Origin of the sequence: Streptomyces marispadix, assembly GCF_022524345.1 — a bacterium.
GTDB lineage: Bacteria > Actinomycetota > Actinomycetes > Streptomycetales > Streptomycetaceae > Streptomyces > Streptomyces marispadix.
In genome coordinates, this window is record NZ_JAKWJU010000002.1 from 3,677,018 (window position 1) to 3,696,665 (window position 19,648).

Sequence of the window (19,648 nt, forward strand, 5' to 3'; positions counted from 1 at the left end):
ACTTCGCCCCGCTGCCGTTATCGTGGCTGGTTGTTGCGTTGCCGAGCGTGAGGGGCGTCTTTACACTCCGTTACGAGTGGCACGAAGCGACGGCGGAGGTAGCGGAGGTACTCGTATGGCCCGGGTGTGGGAAGCGGACCCTTCCGCGTTATTCACGCGGCGGCTGGGGAAGTCCGCGGCGGAGCTGGGCAAGACCGAGGACGACGACGGCTGTCCCGACATCTGGGAGCTGGACAACGGCGACATCGCCGTCATCGGCCGTGATCTGACCGCGGATTACGAATCGCGTCTGCCCGCTGACGCCTCCATCGCCGCCGACGAACGGCTCGTCGTCATCCCCGGCGTCACGCTGCGCGCCGCGAAACCGGACATCGCCGATGACTGAGGAGCCAGGCGGCCTCGCGCTCGATCCGTCGCTCGGCGTCCGGCTCGAACTGGCCGCGTACAGAAGCGACTTCCGCCTGCGGCGGACGGCGGTGCCGCCCGGACGCGCGGGATGGAAGTTCGAACGGCGGCAGCACTTCGAGGAGCGCTCCTCGCCGAGCTGGGAGGCGTTCACCAGAGGCGAGTGGCAGGAGGCGCTGCGCCTGACCGGCGAACGGCGCCACCACTGGCGGAACAGGGCCAAGGAGGATCTGGGGCGTGCCACTCCCTTCCACCGGGTGCGGGTCGTCGAGGAGCCGCTGACGCCGTATATGCAGTGGGAGTTGCACGCTCTGCGGGTCCAGGGCGAGAGCGGCATGCCGGTGCGGGTCGTCGGCGGCGACAGGCTGAGTCCCTTGGAGAGCGCGGGCCCGCTGCCGGAGGTCGTGGTGCTGGGCGGCCAGGTGCTCTACGAGATCCTCTACACGGACGAGGGGCTTCTGCACGGCGGCGTCCGCTACACCGATCCCGGGCTGATCGCGCGCTGGGAGAGGTTCATCAAGCAGCTCTTCGAGGAAGGCGAGGAGGTCGTCTCCTACGTCGACAGGTACGTGTCACACTTGCCCGCCCCGATGACGATCCAGGTAGCAGACCATCAGTAACAGCAGTGGAAACGACCCGAACTCCGGCGGTACCCACTCGGACCTGTCGGGGTCCTCGCGTGACGTGGTGCAGGCCGGGCAGGTCAGCGGCGGCGTCCACTTCCACGGCCGCCAAGACGACCCGGGCCAGGTTTCCCGCCAGCCGCCACCGCGCCAACTGCCCGGCGACTTACGCCACTTCGTCAATCGCACCGCCGAACTCCAGAGCCTCGACGCGACGTTGACCACCGGAGGCGACCCGTTCGTACCGCCCGTGTGCGTCATCGCCGGTACGGCGGGCGCGGGCAAGACGGCGCTGGCGCTGCGCTGGGCGCACCAGGTCAAGGACCGCTTCCCCGACGGCCAGCTCTACGTCAACCTCCGCGGCTACGACCCCGGTGAGCCCGTCGCCGCGGAGGAGGTGCTGCCGCGGTTCCTCACCGCCCTCGGCGTCGCGGCGAGCGCGGTCCCCACCGACCCCGACAGCGCCGCCGCGCTCTACCGGACGCTGCTCGCCGACCGCCGGATGCTGGTCTTCCTCGACAACGCCGCGACGGTCGCCCAGGTGCGTCCGCTGCTGCCCGGCAACGCCCACTGCCTCACCATCGTCACCAGCCGCAGCAGGCTCTCCCCCCTCGCCGTCCGCGACGGCGCCGACCGGCTGACCCTGGGCACCCTGGACGAACCGGAGGCGGTGGCCCTGCTGCGTACCGTCACGGCCGGGCACCGCGCCGACGACGACTCGGAGAAGCTCGCCGAACTCGCCCGTCTGTGCGCCCACTTGCCGCTGGCGCTGCGTATAGCCGCCGAACGTGCCGCCACGCACCCCCATATGAGCCTCGACGAGCTGATCAGCGACCTGTGCGACGAGTCGGCGCTGTGGGACGCGCTCAGCACGGGCGACGAGGAGGAGGCCGAGGCCGTCAGGGCGGTCTTCGCCTGGTCCTACCGTGCGCTGTCGCCGGACGCCGCCCGGCTGTTCCGGCTGCTGGGGCTGCACCCGGGGCCGGAGTTCGGGCTGCACGCGGTGGCGGCGCTGGCCGGAGTGAGCGTACGAAGGGCACGGCAGCTCCTCGATGTGCTGGTCGGCGCGCATCTGCTGGAGCAGACGGCACCTGACCGCTTCGAGTTCCACGATCTGCTGCGTGCCTACGCGGGCGACCAGGCGCAGCGCGAGGAGTCCGGCGAGGAGCGGGAGGCCGCGCTGCGCAGGGTGCTCGACTGGTATCTGCACACGGCCGACTCCGCGCAGGGATGGATCAAGCCGCATGGGAAGCGCCTGCCGTCGCAGCCGCCGGCCGAGGGCGTCACGCCTGTCTCCTTCGCCGACTACGACCAGGCCGTGGACTGGGCGGAGCGGGAGCACGCCAACTTCCTGCCCGCCGTGAGAGCGGCGGTGAACGACGGACTCGACGTGTACGCCTGGCAGTTGGCGGCCGTGCTGTGGAACGCGAAGGCGCCGTCCTCGCTGACCGCCGACTGGCTGCCCATGGGTCAGGCGGGGCTGGAGGCCGCCCGCCGGACCGGTGACCGTGCGGCGCAGGCGCTGCTGCTGGAGAGTTTCGGATTCGGATATACGAAGCTGAACCGGCCCGCGGAGGCGCTCGAAGCGCACGCGGAGGCGCTGGAGATCCGGCGCGAGATCGGCGACCGTGCGGGCGAGGCCGATTCGCTGAACGCGCTCGGCCTCGTCCATCTGCGTAAGCGGGAGCTGGGCCGGGCAGAGGCCAGGCTGGAGGAGGCCGCGGCGCTCTTCGCCGAGCTGGGCGAGGCACGGCGGCAGACGGTGACACAGGCCAACCTCGCGCTGGTGCGCTTCCGCGCGGGCGAGTCGGAGCGAGCCGCGGAGGACATCGAGGAGGCCCTCGCGGCCCACCGCGCACGCAACGACGCACGGAGCACGGGCAACGCCCTGTGGGTGCTCAGCGGCATCCGGCTCGAACTCGGTGAGGCGAGGGACGCGCTCAACACCGCGGAGGAAGCGGTGAAGATCGCCCTCGATCTGCGCAGCCATGTGGCGGAGGGCTGCTGGCTGCTGGCGCTCGGCGACGCTCAGCAGGCCCTCGGCGAACACGGCGAGGCGCTCACGGCGTACGGGCGTTCCGCGACGCTGCACCGGCGGCTCGGCGACCGCAGCCGTGAGGCGCTGGCATGGCAGGGCACTGGCGAGACGTACCACCGGCTCGGCCGCGACGAGGAGGCCGCCGCCTTCCACCGCAGGGCGGCGACGGCGCATCGCGAACTGGGCGACGCCTGGAGCGAGGCGGTGGCACTGGACGGGCTCGCGCGGGCGCTGCACGGGGAGGACCCGGAGGCGGCGAGGGCGCAGTGGACGGAGTGCCTGCGGCTGCTCGGCGGCTACGAGGACGCGCGTGCCCGGCGGTTGAGGGCGGAGGTCCGTGAGCGGCTGGGCGAGGGTCCGGCGGACGGCGCGGACGGCGCGGACGGCGCGGACGGCCCGGGGGACGCGGGGGACGCCTGAAGTCTGTTCCGTCCGACTCATCCCAACTTGCGCCTATACCATGCGCGATCGACCACGAGTGAAGCGTCTGCTGCGGATCGTCACGGATGACTGGCGTTCGCCGCACGGCACTTCGCCCTCACACCGCCGTAAGGCACCCGCCCGCCCTGAGTCCGTGGGCCGCGGCGGGCCGCTATTTCGCCGGCTCCAGCGACGACGCGATGTCCTCCAGGTCCTTCGTCAGCGCCCTCTCCACGGTCTTGGCGCCTATGCCGCCGAAGAGCTTGCCGATCACTCCGCCGAAGCCGTTCTTCTTCTCCGTACGGGAGCCGCCGAAGACCAGCCGTACGGAGGTCGCGCCGTCGCCGTCGGGGTGGAGGGTGTACTCCGAGGTGTAGTGCACGCCGCGGGAGTCGGCCTCCACGACGAAGCGCTCCGGGGACTCGCAGGCGGTCACCCACATCTCCTCGGTGGCCTCCTTGCCGAACATCAGCCGGGTCTCCCGCCACCGGGTGCCGACGCCGAAGGGCGCCTCGCTGAGCACCTCGACGCGTTCGATGCCGCTGATCACGCGCGGGGAGTTCTCGATGTCGGTCATCCTCTCCCACACCCGCATTGGTGGCGCTGCCATTCGGTGTTCGACGGTCAGCTGCCACGTGCTCATGTGAGTGCCCTTCTGCTGGAGGCCGCGTCGTCATCCGGATCGTTGGCCGGAATCCGATCAGCAGTGTCCGACAACTGACCCCATGCGTCGAGGGGCTGACATCGGAGTCTGCGCATGTTGTGTGCGGAATCGGCAGTCTGTGACGCCGGGTGCGGAGGGCCGGTGTTCGGCTGCGAGCGTTCGCCCGGGACTCGGGCTCGCAGTCAACTCATGTGCAGGGGGCGGTAGTTGGAGAGTCCGACGGATGCGGCCGGCTCCGTTGCGGGCTTCCGCGTCCGGTGCGCCGGCCGTACTCCGTCCGTCATGAGGTCAGTTGTCGCCTTCCTCGCGCGGAGGAACGTAGAACGCCGTCGTGCCGCGCACGGCCGACGCCACCACGTCCTCGGGCGCACCCGAGGCCGCGTACGCCTCGCCCCAGGCGTCGCTGCTGCGCGTCATGCACTCGCGCGCCTCGTCGGAGGTCTCCCACTCCCTGGGGTCGCCGATGGATACGCCCGCGAGATGGAGGCCGAGGCCGAGCACCGTGAGATCCCAGCCGACGCCGACCGCCCCGGGCCCGAACTGGTCCCAGAACTCCGGCGGAACGACCGCCACATGCTCCAGCTCGAAGAGCGTCTCCTCCTCGCCCTCGGGCGTCAGCCGCACCTCGACCTCGCTGAAGCCGGGGTTCTCGCCCATCTCCCAGCTCACCTTCAGCAGCCGGGGCGGCTCGCAGGTCAGGATCTCGCCGCCCGCGTTGCCGTGGAGCTGATATCGCCCGCCGAGCTTGAGGTCGCCGCTCACGGGCAGGAACCAGCGCCTGACGCGCTCGGGGTCCGTGCAGGCGTCCCAGACGTCCTCGACGGCGGCGTCGTACTTGCGGCGCAGCAGGACCGTGCGGGCCTCCTGCCCCTCCACGTCCCGGGTGCCCACCTTGCGGTGGATGTCGTTGATCTGCTCGACGAAGTCGCTCATCACTGCTCCTCGCTGCCGGTGGTGTCCGCACCGGCGTCCTTCCTGCGGCGCTCGCGCTTGCCGCGCGCCAGTTCCGTGCCGAGCGCGTCGAGCCGCTGCTCCCAGAAGCCGCGGAAGCGCTCCAGCCATGTGTCGATCTCGCGCAGGGGAGCGGCCTCGACGGCGTAGAGCCGCCGGGTGCCCTCTGCCCGTACGGAGGTGAAGCCCGCCTCGCGCAGCACCCGCAGATGCTGGGAGACGGCGGGCTGGGAGATGCCGAACTCGGCCTGGATCGCGCCCGAGACGGCGCCGGAGGTCTGCTCACCGTCGGCGAGCAGCTCCAGGATTCGGCGGCGTACCGGGTCTCCCAGGACATCCAATGCGTGCACGGAGACAACATATACAGCCGTCGCTTATATAAGCCAGTGCTGAATCAAAGTCCGGTCCTGGGGCAAAGCCGGTCCTGGATCGAAGCCGGTGTTGAAGGGGCCCGGCGACGCGCGGGATGCTGCGTACGTACGCGGGCGGGAACGGCGGGGACGTCCGCGAGGCGTCGGGTGAGCTGCGGGGGCGGGGTCGGCCGGGATGGAGCAGAGAGGCGTTCACAACTCCTTCTCGGGCAGCGCGACTTATGTGATCCAGGCCGGGAACATCTTCGGCGACGTACGGTTCCACGGTGCCCCGGCGGAGACCGCGCAGGACGCCGCGGCGCGTGAGCTGGCCCGTGCCGTCCACGCCCGTTGGCGGGACGAGGCCGCGGCACGCGGCCTGGCCGACCGGGCGCGCCCGGCGGTGCGCTGGACCGCGGAGCGGGCGGCGGCCGATCACGAGGCGAACGTGGGCGCAGCCGTGCCCGAGCGGGGCGACGGGCTCTCCGCACTGACCGGCGCCTACCGTGCGCTCCCCGCGCGGCGGTTGGTGATCCTCGGCGGGCCCGGAGCGGGAAAGACCTCGCTCGCGGTGCTGCTGATGCTGGAGCTGCTGCGGGCCTGGACGTCCGATGCGCCGGTGCCCGTCATCGTCCCGGCGGGGTCCTGGGACCCGGAGCGCGAGCATCTGCACACCTGGTTCGCCCGCCGGGTCCACCAGGACTACGGAACGCGGCGGCTGGACCGGCGGGCCGTACGGGAGCTCGTAAGGGATCTGCGGGTGCTTCCCGTGATCGACGGCTTCGACGAACTGCCCGCCCCCGCACGGACGAAGGCGCTGGCCGGTCTCAACCGGGCGCTGGGCGACGACGCTCCGCTGATCCTCACCTCGCGGACCGCCGAGTACGCACAGGCGGCGGGGACCGAGGAGGTGCTGGCGTCGGCGGCCGTCGTACGGGCGGAGCCGGTGACCGCGTCCGCCGCCGCGGACTATCTCAGGCGTACGAGCCACCCCGAACGCCTCGGACGCTGGGAGGAGTTGCTGGCGACACTGGCCGCCGACGACGGTCATCCCGTGGTGCGCGCACTGTCCTCGCCGCTGATGCTGTGGCTGACGCGCACCGTGTACGCGGGGCCGGGGGCGGCGCCCGGCGAGCTGCTGGACCGTTCGCGCTTTCCCGACGCGGCGGCGGTCGAGCGCCATCTGCTGGACTCGCTGGTACCGGCGGTGTTCCCGGCCGGGCCCGCATCGCCCGACGGGCCGCGCGGCGCGCGTAGTCGGGGGCCGGCGCGTGCGGAGCGCTGGCTGCGGTTCCTGGCCGCGCATCTCACGCGGCTGGGCACCCGGGAGTTCGCCTGGTGGCAGTTGCACCGAGCCAGGCTGCCCGCGCTGCTCGGCGTACCGGCGCTCTTCGCGGGTGTCGGACTGCTGCTCTTCGGGATGGCGGGGCTGACGGCGTGGGTCACCGGGGGCGCGGCTCAGCGGGAAGCCGTGGCCGAGGGGGCTTCGGGGTCGCTCGTCCTGGCTCTCTTGGGCGCCGTAGTGCACCGGGTGCTGCTGGCCACGCGAGGGGATATGCCGCAGCGCCCGGTGAACCTGCTCCGCAGGCGGCGTCCGCAACTGGCGGCGCTGCTGGCCGTGGTGGTGGGTTTCGCTGCGGCGGTGCAGTTCCTGCTTCGGGACGGGCCGCTGGCGGTGCTCGCGATCGTTCTGCCCGGACTGCTGATGCTCGTACTCGGTGTTCCCGCGGACCCGGAGCGGGCGTTCGGGCCCGTGGAACTCCTGGACGAGCAGCGCCGGAGCACGGTGCTGACGCTGTCGCTGGTGAGCCCGGCGCTCGGCGCCGTGGGCGCGGCCGTGGCGGGCGGCGACGCGACGACCCTCACCGCGGCGTGGGTGGTCGGCAGCGTCGGGGCGGCGGGCACGCTCGTGGTGCTCAGCCCGTGGAGCCACTGGCTGCTCACCCGTGCTCTGCTCGCCTCGGTAGGGCGCTGCCCTGGCGGCTGGTGGCGTTCCTCGGCGAGGCGCACCGGGTGGGCGTGCTGCGGCAGACGGCCGGTACGTACGAGTTCCGGCACGCGCTGTTGCAGGAACGGCTCGCCGTACAAGTACGCGGGGGCGTGGCCCGGAGGGGCGCGGTGCCGCGGACGGGCCGGGCGGAACGCGACGGCGGACCGGCCGCTGCAACAGGGGGCGGACCGGCCGCCGCAACAGGCGATGTGCGGGTCTTCCGGTCGCCGCCGGCACGGCGGCCCTGGGCGAGGGCCGCGGGCTACGCACTGCCGTGGACCCTCGCCGCGCTGCGTGTCGTCCAGATGAGCGTGGAGCACGACTGGGACGCGGGCGGAGCGTGGCTGCTCGTGGCGTTCCTGGCCGCGCTGCCCGTCGTGCTGGACCTGAGCGAACCGCCGGCGGCGCGCCACGGGGCCGAACTGCGCCTGTCCGCCGAGTACATCGAGACCGTCACGTCCCGGGGGCGCACGGTGTCCCTGCCCTGGGCCGACGTCGCGGAGGTGGCCGTACGGGGCGAGGAGCCCGCCGGTGCGCCGGGGCGTGCGGCGCTGCACGTCCGGCTGCGGCCGGAGGTGACACCGGCGCCCGCGCCCGGTCCGCGCCCGGACGGGGCGGGCTGGATCGCGCTGTGGCCGCTCGGCGGCGGTACCGCGGGCTCGGGGGCCGGGGGTTCGGGGGCCGTGGGAGAGATCCCGCCGGGACTGCGGGAGGCGCTCGACAGGTTCGCGGGGGAGCGCTGGACCGGGGCGCGGCCCTAGCCACGTCCGGCCGGACCCGTACGGCCCCGCCGCTCCTGGTGACGGCTCCGGTCCGTCCCGTAGCCCTGCTGCCGGGCCGGCCGCCGCGCACGTGCCGTGCCGCTGCCGCGCCGTGCCGGGCGAGGCATCGTGAAAGCCGCTGTTTCAGCCGTCGTGTGAGCTGTCTTACGTTCCCGTGTGGACGCTTCGTGAACGGGCAGGTTTGCCCGCTGGACGAGAGGGTGGGACGCCTTCTCGGTAAAATGAGCCGACCCGCGGATTTCCCTACGGAACTCCCCCCGGCCGCTGAGAGCAGGCAGGGGAAGGGCGCGAGGACTTGAGAATCGAGGAGCGAGCACACGTGGGCCTTGTCGTGCAGAAGTACGGCGGCTCCTCCGTTGCCGATGCCGAGGGCATCAAGCGCGTTGCCAAGCGGATCGTCGAAGCCAAGAAGAACGGCAACCAGGTTGTCGTCGTGGTTTCGGCGATGGGTGACACGACGGACGAGCTGATCGATCTCGCGAAGGAAGTCTCTCCCGTGCAGACGGGACGCGAGTTCGACATGCTGCTGACCGCCGGAGAGCGCATCTCCATGGCACTGCTGGCGATGGCGATCAAATCCCTCGGACACGAGGCGCAGTCGTTCACCGGAAGCCAGGCGGGCCTGATCACCGACTCCGCGCACAACAAGGCGCGGATCATCGACGTCACACCGGGCCGTATCCAGACCTCCGTCGACGAGGGCAACATCGCGATCGTCGCCGGTTTCCAGGGCGTCTCCCAGGACAGCAAGGACATCACCACCCTGGGGCGCGGCGGATCGGACACCACCGCCGTCGCGTTGGCCGCGGCGCTGAACGCGGACGTCTGTGAGATCTACACCGACGTCGACGGCGTCTTCACCGCCGACCCGCGGGTGGTGAAGAAGGCACGGAAGATCGACTGGATCTCCTTCGAGGACATGCTGGAGCTGGCCAGTTCCGGTTCGAAGGTCCTGCTGCACCGCTGCGTCGAGTACGCCCGCCGCTACAACATCCCGATCCACGTCCGGTCGTCCTTCTCCGGACTCCAGGGCACCTGGGTGAGCAGCGAGCCCCCCGGCGGTCACGAGGGGCACGGTGAGAACGTCCCCGGTGCGCAGGCCGCGTTGAAGAGCGGGCAGAGCAAGAAGAACGGGCAAGGGGAAGAAGAGTCGATGGAGCAGGCCATCATCTCGGGTGTCGCACACGACACTTCGGAGGCGAAGATCACGGTTGTCGGTGTGCCGGACAAGCCGGGCGAGGCCGCGGTGATCTTCCGCGCGATCGCGGACGCCGAGGTCAACATCGACATGGTCGTCCAGAACGTGTCGGCGGCCTCGACCGGCCTTACGGACATCTCCTTCACCCTGCCCAAGAGCGAGGGCCGCAAGGCGATCGCCGCCCTGGAGAAGGCGCAGGGCGCGATCGGCTTCGACTCGCTGCGCTACGACGACCAGATCGCGAAGATCTCGCTCGTCGGCGCCGGGATGAAGACCAACCCGGGCGTGACGGCGACCTTCTTCGAGGCGCTGTCGCAGGCCGAGGTCAACATCGAGCTGATCTCCACCTCCGAGATCCGCATCTCCGTCGTCACGCGTGAGGACGACGTCAACGAGTCGGTGCGCGCCGTGCATTCGGCGTTCGGGCTCGACAGCGAGAGCGACGAGGCCGTCGTCTACGGAGGCACAGGGCGGTGACGCCCGCCGCCCGTGCGGCCGGCCCCGGAGAGGGGCCCCGCGGCGGGTCCGGCGAGTGGTCCGGCGGCGGGGCCGGTGAGGGGTCCCGCGGCGGACCGCGCGACCGGTCCCGCGGCGGGCCCGCGGGAAGCGGCGGGCGCACGGGCAGGCCGGTCCTGGCGGTCGTCGGCGCGACGGGGGCCGTCGGGACGGTGCTCCGCGCTCTGCTTTCCGAACGGGCCGACGTCTGGGGCGAGATCAGGCTGATCGCCTCGCCTCGCTCGACCGGGCGGGTACGGGAGGTACGCGGCGAGGACATCGCGGTGCGGGCGCTCGGCGAGGAGGCGCTCGGCGGCGTCGACGTCGCCCTGTTCGCCGTGCCGGAGGAGACAGCCGCACGCTGGGCGCCGGTCGCGGCCGGGCTCGGGGCGGTCGTGGTGGACGCCTCTCGTGCGTTCCGTATGGCGGGCGATGTGCCGCTGGTCGCCGCGGAGTTCAACGCGGGCGCCGCGCGGGAGAGGCCGCGCGGCATCGTCGCGAGCCCCGGCTGCACAGCGCTGTCGACGGCCGTGGCCGTGGGGGCGCTGCACCGCGAGTGGGGGCTGACGGAGCTGGTGCTCTCCTCCTACGAGGCGGCCTCGGGCGTAGGGCGCTTCGGAGTCGAGGCGCTGCGCGGCCAGTTGGCGGCCGTGACCACGGCGGAGGCGTCGGGCGCCGAACTGGGCAGACATCCCGGGGACATCCGGCGCGCGGTGGCGGAGGGCCGGGGCAACGCGGCCGTCGCCGCGGGCGAGGAGGCCGGTCCCGGCGATCCGCACCGCATTCCCGTGGCGCTCAACGTCGTGCCGTTCGCGGGGGAGCTGGGCGAGGGCGGCTGGACGACGGAGGAGCTGGCCGCGAGGGACGAGACGCGGAGACTGCTGGAACTGCCCCGTCTGCGGGTGGCGGCGACATGTGTGCGCGTACCGGTGCTGACGGCCCACTCGACGTCCGTGCACGCGCGGTTCGGCAGCGAGGTGTGCGTACGGCGGGCGCGGGAGATCCTGGCGGGCGCGCCCGGGGTGGTGCTCTGCGACGACCCGGCGCAGGGCGACTTCCCCACGCCCGCGGACGTGGCGGGCACAGATCCCACGTGGGCGGGACGCATACGGCGGCCGGAGGACGATCCTTGCGCGCTGGAGCTGTTCGTCTGCGCGGACAATCTGCGCGGGGGGACGGCGCTCAATCTGGTGCGGATCGCCGAACTGGTCGCGCGGGAGCGGGAGTCGGGCTGAGTGCGGGTCTGAGCCGAGCGCGGGCTTGAGCCGTGCGGGCGCCGGGCCCGGTACGGATGCTGGGCGTGCACGGTGCGGTTCGAGGCCGCCGCTGCGCGGTTCGAGGCCGCCGCTGCGCGTGCCCGTGGTCGTGCGGCTAGTCGGCGAGTATCTCTTCCAGTACGTATGACGCCGCCGCACGGTCGGCCTCGCTGTCGGCCCAGGCGAGGGTGATCAGCGACTTCCACAGCGCCCAGCCGCGCCCGCGCGCCCACGCCCCCGGATCGAGTGACCCTTCCTCGTACACCGCCTCCTTGAAGATCTCGCGGCTGCCGCCCGTCAACAGCGTCCAGGCGACGGTCAGATCGCACGCGGGATCGCCGACGCCCGAGCATCCGAAGTCGATCACGGCGCTGAGGCGTCCTTCCCGCAACAGCAGATCGCCCTGGGCGACGTCGCCGTGGAACCAGGCCGGGCGGGCGTCCTCTCCGGCGTGCAGTGCCTCCTCCCAGAGGGCCTCCAGGGCGGAGGCCGCCGCCCGTGGGAGGCGGTGCGGGTGCCGGGAGCCGGTGAGTGCGTCCAGGGCGCGGCGGGTCTGGGTGTCGAAGTCGGCCCTCGCCCTCCGGCCGTCGGCCGCTGCCCGCGAGGGGGACACCGCGGAAGGAGTTGTCCGGGCCGCCGGGCGGACCGCCGTCGGTGTCGATCCTCCGCAGCGCCACCAGGAACGCCGCGAGCTCGGCTGCGAACCGGTCGGCGTCGCCGATGAGTTCGGCGCTCGCGGTCTCGCCCTCGATCCACCGGTTGACCGTCCAGTGGAACGGATAGCCCTCAGCGGGCTCGCCCTTGGCGATCGGAGACGGCACGGGCAGCGGCAGACGCGGGGCGAGCACCGGCAGCCACCGGTACTCCTTGGCCGCCTGCGCCGCGTACTCCCCGGCGCTGGGGAGGCGTACGGACATGGTCTCGCCGAGGTGGAACGTACGGTTGTCGACGCCGCCCGCCGCGACCGGTGTCACCGCGAGCCCTTCCCACTGCGGGAACTGCGCGGCGATCAGCTTCCTCACCAGGACTGCGTCGATGTGCGGACGAACTTCGGTATCGCTCACCGGCACAGGTTCGCGGCGCGGACAGGGGAGCGGAAAACGGATTTCCTCCGGCGCCCGCCGGGCCCGGGAGCGGTGGCGGCGCGGGCCCCGCGTAACGTCGCACGGGCGGTGCGCGCCGACTGTCGACGGTCCGCTGTATCCACCCCGGCATGCGAACTTCTCAGTCAAGGAAGGGTCTTGGCACTGGCGAGCGAGGAGCGCAAGGACGAGAATTTCACTCCTGGCCGCTGCAACCGGCGGTGGGGCGCGAGGCGTCTCTGTGTCCACTGCCTGGATTCGAGAGGCGCTGTGACTGTAGGGGCATCCGGGAAGAGCTGGTACGCATGAGCGCGTTCGAACGATCGTCGACGGCGATGCCAGACGCGTACAACCCTCCAAGGGGAGTGTGTGTCCAACAAGCGTGGTGGAAGCATTCGCATCCGTACTCGCGACAGCTCCCGGCACCTCCGGCACCGGCACCGGAGGCATGCCGGTGATTTCGCCGTGGTCCGCCACCCGTCCCACCCGTGTACCGGCCCAAGGCGCGGAATCTGACGACGTCATGGCCGCGGGCACGACAGTCGACCATCTGACCGAGACCTACCGCGTCCACTACAAGTCGCTGCTCGGACTCGCCGCCCTGCTGCTGGACGACACCGCCTCCTGCGAGGACGTCGTGCAGGAGGCGTTCATACGTGTCCACTCCGCGCGCAAGCGCGTGCGCGACCCGGAGAAGACCCTCGCTTATCTGCGGCAGACCGTCGTCAACCTCTCGCGGTCCGCGCTGCGGCGGCGCATCGTCGGCCTCAAGCTGCTGTCGAAGCCCATGCCGGACATGGCCAGCGCCGAGGAAGGCGCTTACGAGCAGCTCGAACGCGACGAGTTGATCCACGCGATGCGCGGTCTTCAGCGGCGCCAGCGCGAGGTGCTGGTGCTGCGCTACTTCGCGGACATGACCGAGGCGCAGGTCGCCGATGTGCTGGGGCTGTCGCTGGGCTCTGTGAAGGCATACGGCTCGCGTGGCATCGCCGCGCTCAGGGTCGCGATGGAGGCGGCTTCATGAGTGCCTACGACGATCCGGACAAGGTCCTCAGCGAGCGCTTGCGCGAACTCGTACGGCTCGCGGGCGCGGGCGAGTTGGCGGACGTGGAGTGCGAGCCTGGCGGCCCGTTCGAGCAGGGGCTGCGGCTGACGGGGCGGTCGGCCGGCGGTGCGCGCGACCAGGACGGCCAGTACAGCCATGACGGCCAGGGCGCCCAGCACGGCCACGACGCCCAGTACGACCAGGGCGCGTCGGACGACGCGGACTGGGACGAATGGGACGGCTGGGACGCCACGGCGGACTCCGCGGCGGGGCAGTCGGGCGCTGCCGGTGCGGGTGGTTCAGGCGGCAAGAGCGGGGCGGGCGGCGACCAGCTCGCGCCCGTCGCCTCTCACGAGCCGTACGGACAAGGGGGCAGGAGCAGCAGCGGCCCCCAGGAGCCCGATCTGCCCGACGGGCCGCACGCCCCCGAGACCCCCAGCGCGCCCGGTGCCCCGGACGTGCCCGAGAACCCGGACCTCCCCGGGCATTCCGCCCCCGCGACGCCGGACCTGCCGAATCTTCCCGGTGCTCCGGAACTGCCGGACGTACCGGGACCGGCGGAGCCGCCCGTGATCCCCGAGGCGCCGGACATCCTGGAGAGCCCGGAGATCCCGCCGGCGCCTGACATTCCTCCTGCGCCCGAGTTCCCCGGCATGCCCGAGGTCCCGGAGGCTCCCGAGATTCCGGAGAGCCCCGGCATCTACGACCAGCCGGAGATTCCGGACCCTCCCCAGATCGACGATCCGGTGCTTCCGGAAGTCGACCGACCTGTCGAACTCCCGGGTCCGCCCGGCGATCCCGCGTCCCCCGTGGCGCCGGATCTGCCGCGCCCGCCGGAGTTCCCTGACGCACCGCCTCCGGCCCCGGGTGGGCAGGACGCGGTCCGAGACGCGGTTACAGCCATGCATTCGAACGACCACGACGATTCGCAACTCCCGGACGGCCAGGGGCGGTTCGGGCATGAGGAGACCGCCGGGCCCATGCGCCGGGGCGCGCCCGCCCGAGGCGGGAACGGCAGGCGGCGGGCGGCCGAAGGCACCGCCGCGCTACGGCCGGTACGGAGCGGCGGCGCCGGTACGGACGGCTCAGGCGGCGGGCCCGCAGGCGCGGGCGGCGGCCGGGGCGGCCATGGTCCCGGCGGTTCCGGGGGCTCCAACGGCCCCGGCGGCTCGGGCGGTTCCGGTGGTTCCGGCGGCGGTCCCGCTTACCAGGCGGTTCCGGTGGCGGCGAGGGCGACAGCGAAGTCGAGGCCGCCCTGCGCCGGATGCTGCATCAGAGCGTGAGCCGGATCGAGCCCGCCCCCGAGTCGCTGGCCTACCTCCAGCACGCCGTGCCCGCACGGCGTGCGCACCGGCGCCGCGTACTCGTGGGCGCCGCAGCCGCCGTGGTGCTCGCCGGCGTGGGAGTCCCCGGCCTGGTGGGCAGCGGCATAGTGCCGGGCCTGCCCGGAGACTCGTCGTACAACGCGGGCGGCAACCACGACCGGTCGCAGAGCGTCGACGGCGGTGGCGGCTTCGGCGACACCCAGGGCTCCGGCAACACCGTCGGGGGCGTGGGCGCCGACGGCAGCAGGTCGGGCGGCGGCCACGGCTCGGCCTCACCGTCCCCCACGCAGGGCAGAGACGGCGGCGCCGACTCCAGCGACAATCTCGCGACGAGCGCGCCGAGTTGCGGGCGCCAGCAGCTCGGGCACGGCACCGCCTCGGAAGGCCGCCCCTCCTCCGACGGCAAGGTCTACGGCAGCTTCCGCGTCGTCAACACCTCCGCCGAGGCCTGCACCGTCGAGGGCGAGGGCGTCGTCGGCGCCTCCGCGCAGGGCCGTGCCGACATCGAGCGCATAAACGTCGTCGACCACACCCCCGGCGACGACGCGCCCGGACTTCCCGACCCGGCCCTCGCCGAGAGCGAACTGGTGCTGAAGCCGGGCGAGGCGTACGAGGTCAAGTGGGCCTGGGTGCCCAGCGAGTGCGGTCCTCCCGGGAAGCCCGACGCGGAGCCCAAGGCCGAGACGGGCAACGGACCCGAGGGCAGCCAGGGCGGCAACAACGGCAACTCCGGGGGTAACGAGGGCGATTCGGGCGGCGAGGGCGACGCCGGCGGCCACACCGACGGCGGCGGCTCGGGGGCACCGGGCGGTGACTCCGGTGGCGACACCGACAAGCAGGCCAGCGTCGTACTGAGCCACACCCCGGACGTGGGCGACCCCGCGGCGGCCGACACCGAACTCGAAGGTGCCTGCGCGGGCACGCTGTATCGCACGGGGGTCCTCGCCGTCGACGAGTGACCTCGGGGCGGGCGATGACCGGGTCGTCGGAAGAGGAGCCACCGAAGAGGGGTCCCGAAACAAGGGGGCCATGAAGGAGAGGACTGCCGGAAGACCAGGGCCGCCGACTGGCTCGGGCCGATGTACGGCCGCCGTACGGGTGCCGTTCGGGGCCCGGGGGCCGCTCCGGCCGGCGGCCTGCCCCCGGACCCGGGCCCATCGCCGGGCCCGTGCCGCAACCGCCGGATGCTCGGGGTCGTTCCGCGTGCCCCCGCACCCGCGGGCGACCGCCGTCGCGGCTCCCCGTACCGTGGAGTCGTGTACCGGTTCCTGCTGACCCCTCGGTGGTGGGGGATCAACCTCTTCTCCGTGCTGGCGATCCCGGTCTGCCTCCTGATGGGCGGCTGGCAGCTTTCACGCTTCGAGGCGCGGGTGGAGAGCCACGAACAGCAGCAGCGGACCGTCTCGGCCGCCGGTCACGCCCGCCCCGAGCCGCTGTCCCGGCTGCTGCCGGTCGACGCGGAGACCAGCGGCCGTACCGCCGAGGCCGTCGGACGCTACGACACCTCCCGGCCGCTGCTGGTGCCCGACCGGCGACTGGACGGAAAGCGCGGCTTCTACGTGCTGTCCCTGCTGCGTACGGACGCAGCACACGGCGACGACGGCAAGGCGCACGGCAAGACCCCCGGCAAGACTCACGGCCGGGAACACGACGAAGTCCCCGGCGGGAGCGGCGAGTCCGGCACCGGACGGCACGGCAAGGCGCTGCCCGTCGTACGCGGCTGGCTTCCCGGCGACGCCGACCCGTCCCGTGTGCCGCCGCCCCCGCGCGGCCTGGTGCGCGTGACCGGTGCGCTACAGGCGTCGGAGTCCCAGGGCAGCCCCGGCGTGGAGACAGGCGGCGGGCTGCCGAAGGGCCAGCTCGGCGTGATCAGCGCCGCCGCGCTCGTCAACGTGGTCCCGTACGACGTGCACGACGCCTGGATCACGGTGCAGGACATCCCCGCCGACTCGAAGCTGAGGCCGGTGCCGCCGGTACGTCCCGACAACACCGGCCTCGATATGAAGGCGTTCCAGAACCTCGGCTACACCGCCGAGTGGTTCGTCTTCGCGGGCTTCGTGGTCTTCATGTGGTTCCGGCTCTTCCGCCGGGACAGGGAGCTGGCCCAGGACGCCGCGCTCGGCATCACTCCCGGCCGTGATCCGGGGCCGGGGCAGGACCCGTCTTCGGAGCCTGACTCGGATACCGGCTCGAATCCGGAAGATGCCTCAGGGCGAAGTCGATCTCCAGCCTCAACTGCTTGATCCGCTCCTCGACCACGAGCGAGCCGTGCCCCGCGTCGTAGCGGTACACCTCGTGCGGCGCGCCCCGGCGCTCCAGTCTCCGCACGTAGTTCTCGACCTGGCGGATGGGGCAGCGCGGGTCGTTGACGCCCGCGGAGATGAAGACCGGTGCCCGTACGTCGTCGACGTAGGTGAGCGGTGAGGAGACCTCGTACCGTTCCGGCACCTCCTCGGGGGAGCCGCCGAGCAGCGTGCGGTCCAGGGACTTCAGGGCCTCCATCTCGTCGTGGTACGCGGTGACGTAGTCCGCGACCGGCACCGCCGCGAGGCCGACCGCCCAGGCGTCGGGCTGTGTGCCCAGGCCGAGCAGCGTCAGATAGCCGCCCCACGAACCGCCCCCCAGCACCAGCCGCCGGGGGTCGGCGAGCCCGGAGTCGACGGCCCACTCACGCACCGCCGCGATGTCCTCCAGCTCGATGAGGCCGACGCGGTGCTTGAGGGCGTCGGTCCACTCGCGTCCGTAGCCGGTGGAGCCTCGGTAGTTGACGCGTACGACCGCGAAGCCGTGGTCGATCCAGGCGGCGGGCTGACCGGCGAAGGCGTCGCTGTCGTGCCACGTCGGACCGCCGTGCACGTCGAAGACGGTCGGGAAGGGACCCTCGCCCTCCGGCTTCTGCACCAGGGCGTGCACCGTGCCGCCGGGGCCCTCCACCCAGGCGTCCTCGACCGGTACGGACGGCGGGGCCGCCATGCCGGGCGGGTCGAGCACGACGTCTCCGGCGGCGGAGCGCACACGGGGAGGCTGCGCGGCCGACGACCACAGGTACTCGATGCTGACCTCCCGGCCCTGCCGGGCACGGTCCGCGGCGGCGTCGGCGGACCCGGCGCCGCCGGACCCAGCGCCCGGCGCGGGCCGTACCGTCGCGTCGGCCACCGAGCCGGGCGGCGTCTCGACCCGGGTCAGGGCGCGGGACGCGATGTCGTAGCGCCACAGGTCGCTGCGGGCCTGGTGGCTGTGGGAGACCAGCAGCGCGGTGCCGTCCGGGTACCAGTCGGCGCTGACGTCCCCGGGCAGATCGATGGAGAGTTCGGTGGTGCCGCCGGTCATCGGCTCCCAGATCATCGGCTCCCAGCGGCCGCTGCGCTGGTGTGCCACGAGCAGCCGCGAGTCGTCCGCCACGGGCGCGAACCCGAGGGCGGTCAGGCCGAGTTCCTTCGTGCCGCCCTCGCTGTCGTCGAGTTCGGCGACGGTGGTGCCGTCGAGCCTCATCACCCGCAGCGCGGAGTGCATGGCGTCGCCGTGCTCGGTGTGCTCGACGACCAGCAGCGTCCCGTCGTGGGACAGGTCGGCCACCCCCGCCGACTCGCGGTGCCGGTAGATCTCGACGGGCTCCTCGCCGGGGCGGCACAGATGGATGGTCGTGCCGTCCTCGTCGGTCGAACGCCCGACGACGGCGGTGCCGTCCCTCCCGATGGCCAGTCCCGCGGGGAAGGAGGGTTCGAGACCGGGGACCACCGGCTCGTCGTCTCCGCCCTCGAAGGGCTGGCGCATCCAGATCCCGAACTCGTCACCGTCGGTGTCCGAGAACCACCAGATCTCCTCCCCGTCGGGCGTGAGCACCCCGTCGGTCGTACCGTTCGGGCGGTCCGTCACCTGGCGGTGCTCGCCCGTGGCCCGGTCCCACGCGTAAAGCTCGAACGTGCCGGTGACGTTGGAGACGTAAAGCGAGCGGTCCGGTGCGTCCTCGGCCCAGTCGGGCAGCGACACCCGGGGCGCCCGGAAGCGCTTCTCCCAGTCCGGCATGGCCGGGTCCGGCGTGACATCCGTGTTCTGCGTCATGGGTTCATTCTGCGCCGCGGGTCGGGACGGCGGAGGCGGGGGCGGAGGTACGGGAAGGACGGCCCGCATACGGCGGGAACCGGCACGGCGCCGGGGCGGGTGCGGCACCTGTTCCGGGCCCGTCCCCGCACCGGTTCCGGTCCTCTCCCCGTACCTGTTCCGGTCCATGGCCCGTTACTGGTTCCGGCATTGGTTCCGGTACTGGGACCCGGCACTGGTGCCCGGCGGGTGCCGGACCATGGCGGACCGCCCACCCTGGCCGTAGCGTCTGCACATGCCGATGAACCGAGCACACCGCAGGCTGTGCAGCTCCGAGAAGTGGGCACGCGGCGTCCGCGACCGCCTGCTGCCCTGGGCGCTGGAGGAGGTCGAACTGGGCGACGACGTACTGGAACTCGGCCCCGGATACGGCGCGAACCTACGGGTGCTGGTCGAGCAGGTGCCCCGCCTGACCGCCGTCGAGATCGACGAGGACACCACGCGGCTGCTTCAGGAACGCTGGGGCGACCGTGCCCGCGTCATCCACGGCGACGCCTCCGCACTGCCGCTGCCCGACCGCAGCTTCTCGTCCGTCGTGTGCTTCACGATGCTCCACCACGTGCCCGAGGTGGCGACGCAGGACGAGATCTTCCGCGAAGCGTTCCGTGTGCTGCGCCCCGGCGGGGTCTTCGCGGGCAGCGACAGCCAGCCGAGCCTCCGCTTCCGGCTGCTGCACATCGGCGACACGATGAACACGCTGCCGCCGGCGACCCTTCCGTCACGGCTGGAGGCGGCGGGCTTCACCGGCGTCGCGGTGGACAGGCACCCGGAGACCGGCGGCCTGCGCTTCCGCGGGCGCCGCCCGGACTGAGGCTACGGACCCCGGACCTGACGCGAGGCCCCGCCCGTCGCCCCGGGCGGCGCGAGGCCGTGCGCATAGGCCCGGGGGCCACAACTCCCGCCGCCCGGGCCCTCGTTGACGT

At 72.5% G+C, this 19,648-nt stretch carries 17 protein-coding genes and 1 pseudogene; 12 read left to right on the forward strand and 6 right to left on the reverse strand.

What is annotated here, in order from left to right; genetic code table 11:
* The first annotated feature begins 115 nt into the window (after positions 1-115).
* The 3 genes from MMA15_RS15360 to MMA15_RS15370 all read left to right on the forward strand — a co-directional run bounded on the left by MMA15_RS15360 (position 116) and on the right by MMA15_RS15370 (position 3,486).
* The gene (locus MMA15_RS15360) at positions 116-385 is read left to right on the forward strand and encodes a hypothetical protein (protein ID WP_241060329.1); all 270 of its coding nucleotides are present in this window, start codon (positions 116-118) and stop codon (positions 383-385) included.
* Positions 378-1,025, forward strand: a complete 648-nt coding sequence (locus tag MMA15_RS15365) for a DUF6879 family protein (protein ID WP_241060331.1) — start codon at positions 378-380, stop codon at positions 1,023-1,025. The genes MMA15_RS15360 and MMA15_RS15365 overlap by 8 nt, the downstream gene beginning before the upstream one ends.
* A 64-nt stretch (positions 1,026-1,089) precedes the next feature.
* Positions 1,090-3,486 (forward strand): ATP-binding protein, encoded by a 2,397-nt coding sequence (locus MMA15_RS15370; protein WP_241060333.1) that lies wholly within the window; start codon positions 1,090-1,092, stop codon positions 3,484-3,486.
* A gap of 172 nt (positions 3,487-3,658) precedes the next feature.
* On the opposite strand, the gene MMA15_RS15375 is transcribed toward MMA15_RS15370, so the two are convergent.
* The 3 genes from MMA15_RS15375 to MMA15_RS15385 all read right to left on the reverse strand — a co-directional run bounded on the left by MMA15_RS15375 (position 3,659) and on the right by MMA15_RS15385 (position 5,451).
* Positions 3,659-4,129 carry an SRPBCC family protein gene (locus tag MMA15_RS15375; RefSeq protein WP_241060335.1) on the reverse strand — a complete coding sequence of 157 codons (471 nt, stop codon included), beginning with the start codon at positions 4,127-4,129 and terminating at the stop codon, positions 3,659-3,661.
* A gap of 309 nt (positions 4,130-4,438) precedes the next feature.
* On the reverse strand, positions 4,439-5,083 hold the full coding sequence (locus MMA15_RS15380; RefSeq protein WP_241060337.1) for an SRPBCC family protein: 645 nt from the start codon (positions 5,081-5,083) through the stop codon (positions 4,439-4,441).
* Complete coding sequence (locus MMA15_RS15385; protein WP_241060339.1) at positions 5,083-5,451, reverse strand: ArsR/SmtB family transcription factor; 369 nt, start codon at positions 5,449-5,451, stop codon at positions 5,083-5,085. The genes MMA15_RS15380 and MMA15_RS15385 overlap by 1 nt, the downstream gene beginning before the upstream one ends.
* Before the next feature lie 196 nt (positions 5,452-5,647).
* On the opposite strand from MMA15_RS15385, the gene MMA15_RS15390 reads away from it, so the two are divergent.
* The 4 genes from MMA15_RS15390 to MMA15_RS15405 all read left to right on the forward strand — a co-directional run bounded on the left by MMA15_RS15390 (position 5,648) and on the right by MMA15_RS15405 (position 11,151).
* On the forward strand, positions 5,648-7,750 hold the full coding sequence (locus MMA15_RS15390; protein WP_241060341.1) for an NACHT domain-containing protein: 2,103 nt from the start codon (positions 5,648-5,650) through the stop codon (positions 7,748-7,750).
* The gene (locus MMA15_RS15395; protein ID WP_241060343.1) at positions 7,747-8,202 is read left to right on the forward strand and encodes a hypothetical protein; all 456 of its coding nucleotides are present in this window, start codon (positions 7,747-7,749) and stop codon (positions 8,200-8,202) included. Before MMA15_RS15390 ends, MMA15_RS15395 begins: the two co-directional genes overlap by 4 nt.
* 340 nt (positions 8,203-8,542) lie before the next feature.
* Complete coding sequence (locus MMA15_RS15400; protein WP_241060344.1) at positions 8,543-9,898, forward strand: aspartate kinase; 1,356 nt, start codon at positions 8,543-8,545, stop codon at positions 9,896-9,898.
* Between the two features lie 155 nt (positions 9,899-10,053).
* A complete protein-coding gene (locus MMA15_RS15405) occupies positions 10,054-11,151 on the forward strand; it encodes an aspartate-semialdehyde dehydrogenase (RefSeq protein ID WP_241063211.1) in 1,098 nt (365 codons plus the stop codon).
* Between the two features lie 136 nt (positions 11,152-11,287).
* Here MMA15_RS15405 and MMA15_RS28245 read toward each other — a convergent pair whose 3' ends face one another.
* Complete coding sequence (locus MMA15_RS28245; protein ID WP_308290546.1) at positions 11,288-11,785, reverse strand: phosphotransferase; 498 nt, start codon at positions 11,783-11,785, stop codon at positions 11,288-11,290.
* Positions 11,786-11,861: 76 nt separating this feature from the next.
* Positions 11,862-12,779: pseudogene (locus tag MMA15_RS28250) on the reverse strand (phosphotransferase); the annotation flags it as partial.
* Between MMA15_RS28250 and MMA15_RS15415 the strand changes: the two are divergent.
* From MMA15_RS15415 to MMA15_RS15430, 4 genes are all read left to right on the forward strand, one after another.
* Positions 12,703-13,278, forward strand: a complete 576-nt coding sequence (locus tag MMA15_RS15415) for a SigE family RNA polymerase sigma factor (protein WP_241063212.1) — start codon at positions 12,703-12,705, stop codon at positions 13,276-13,278. The pseudogene MMA15_RS28250 and the gene MMA15_RS15415 overlap by 77 nt on opposite strands.
* Positions 13,275-14,582: a hypothetical protein gene (locus MMA15_RS27935; protein ID WP_277400292.1), complete on the forward strand. Its 1,308-nt coding sequence runs from the start codon at positions 13,275-13,277 to the stop codon at positions 14,580-14,582. Before MMA15_RS15415 ends, MMA15_RS27935 begins: the two co-directional genes overlap by 4 nt.
* Positions 14,564-15,583 carry a hypothetical protein gene (locus MMA15_RS15425; protein ID WP_241060346.1) on the forward strand — a complete coding sequence of 340 codons (1,020 nt, stop codon included), beginning with the start codon at positions 14,564-14,566 and terminating at the stop codon, positions 15,581-15,583. The genes MMA15_RS27935 and MMA15_RS15425 overlap by 19 nt, the downstream gene beginning before the upstream one ends.
* A gap of 297 nt (positions 15,584-15,880) precedes the next feature.
* Positions 15,881-16,867, forward strand: a complete 987-nt coding sequence (locus MMA15_RS15430) for an SURF1 family protein (protein ID WP_241060348.1) — start codon at positions 15,881-15,883, stop codon at positions 16,865-16,867.
* On the opposite strand, the gene MMA15_RS15435 is transcribed toward MMA15_RS15430, so the two are convergent.
* Positions 16,749-18,686: a S9 family peptidase gene (locus tag MMA15_RS15435; protein ID WP_241060350.1), complete on the reverse strand. Its 1,938-nt coding sequence runs from the start codon at positions 18,684-18,686 to the stop codon at positions 16,749-16,751. The two genes, MMA15_RS15430 and MMA15_RS15435, sit on opposite strands and share 119 nt — an antisense overlap.
* 274 nt (positions 18,687-18,960) lie before the next feature.
* On the opposite strand from MMA15_RS15435, the gene MMA15_RS15440 reads away from it, so the two are divergent.
* Entirely contained in the window at positions 18,961-19,536 is a 576-nt protein-coding gene (locus tag MMA15_RS15440) for a class I SAM-dependent methyltransferase (RefSeq protein WP_241060352.1), read from the forward strand.
* Positions 19,537-19,648 lie beyond the last annotated feature (112 nt).

Coding starts and splice junctions, on each gene's coding strand:
- MMA15_RS15360 (WP_241060329.1), top strand. CDS start 116: ATGGCCCGGGTGTGGGAAGCGGACCCTTCCGCGTTATTCACGCGGCGG.
- MMA15_RS15365 (WP_241060331.1), top strand. CDS start 378: ATGACTGAGGAGCCAGGCGGCCTCGCGCTCGATCCGTCGCTCGGCGTC.
- MMA15_RS15375 (WP_241060335.1), bottom strand. CDS start 4,129: ATGAGCACGTGGCAGCTGACCGTCGAACACCGAATGGCAGCGCCACCA.
- MMA15_RS15380 (WP_241060337.1), bottom strand. CDS start 5,083: ATGAGCGACTTCGTCGAGCAGATCAACGACATCCACCGCAAGGTGGGC.
- MMA15_RS15390 (WP_241060341.1), top strand. CDS start 5,648: ATGGAGCAGAGAGGCGTTCACAACTCCTTCTCGGGCAGCGCGACTTAT.
- MMA15_RS15395 (WP_241060343.1), top strand. CDS start 7,747: ATGAGCGTGGAGCACGACTGGGACGCGGGCGGAGCGTGGCTGCTCGTG.
- MMA15_RS15415 (WP_241063212.1), top strand. CDS start 12,703: ATGCCGGTGATTTCGCCGTGGTCCGCCACCCGTCCCACCCGTGTACCG.
- MMA15_RS27935 (WP_277400292.1), top strand. CDS start 13,275: ATGAGTGCCTACGACGATCCGGACAAGGTCCTCAGCGAGCGCTTGCGC.
- MMA15_RS15425 (WP_241060346.1), top strand. CDS start 14,564: ATGCTGCATCAGAGCGTGAGCCGGATCGAGCCCGCCCCCGAGTCGCTG.
- MMA15_RS15435 (WP_241060350.1), bottom strand. CDS start 18,686: ATGACGCAGAACACGGATGTCACGCCGGACCCGGCCATGCCGGACTGG.
- MMA15_RS15440 (WP_241060352.1), top strand. CDS start 18,961: ATGCCGATGAACCGAGCACACCGCAGGCTGTGCAGCTCCGAGAAGTGG.